We start from the raw sequence: 616 nt of genomic DNA on the forward strand, positions 1-616 counted from the left end.
GAGGCGGTTTATCTTTTTCTGTAAACCAAAATGGAACCTCTGAAATGCCCACTATTCGGTCAAATTCTTCATGACATCTCTTTAAGGTATCCCCACTCAAACCTACACACTCTTCGTCTATAGCTCTCTTTCGCCTTTGCAAAGAAACTTCAGAAGAAGAAACATCACGTTTTTTACGGGAAGAAAGACCTTCTGATGATGCTGGACCTATAAAATGTTCGTGCGCTTTTAAAGAACTGGGTTGTATACTTGCAAAAGAACGCCAAGGGTCTAAATTGCGTTCATTATCAAGTCCCCGTAAAAACATCCCTCGAAAATCGGGAACATTAAATGTCGTAACGCCATCCCCCTCTCCCCACGTCGTTCCTATGACACAAAATAAGTCCCAATAAACATACCGTGAATAAGCACTCCCATCACACGGCAACCAACCATCCGGCAAGCGCTCCATTGCAAACGGTCCTATCAGACCGGAAGGTAAGCGTTTTAAGGAAGAAACTTTACCCCTTGTCGGGTTGAGAACTTGCCACCCCGAAAGCTCTTCATCATACATGACTGTATAAAGACAACCATCTTGTATCTCTCCTCCCGACAAGGCTAATAAACCGGTTTCTGT

1 protein-coding gene is annotated in these 616 nt (G+C 43.8%); it reads right to left on the reverse strand.

The annotated features are described in order from the left end of the window. A partial coding sequence (locus ACFIKB_RS09735) for a phage tail protein (protein ID WP_375653540.1) occupies positions 1–616 on the reverse strand: 616 nt, incomplete at both ends.

The sequence above is a fragment of the Bartonella sp. MR110HLJHH genome (assembly GCF_042194225.1).
In the GTDB taxonomy this organism is placed as follows: Bacteria; Pseudomonadota; Alphaproteobacteria; order Rhizobiales; family Rhizobiaceae; genus Bartonella; species Bartonella grahamii.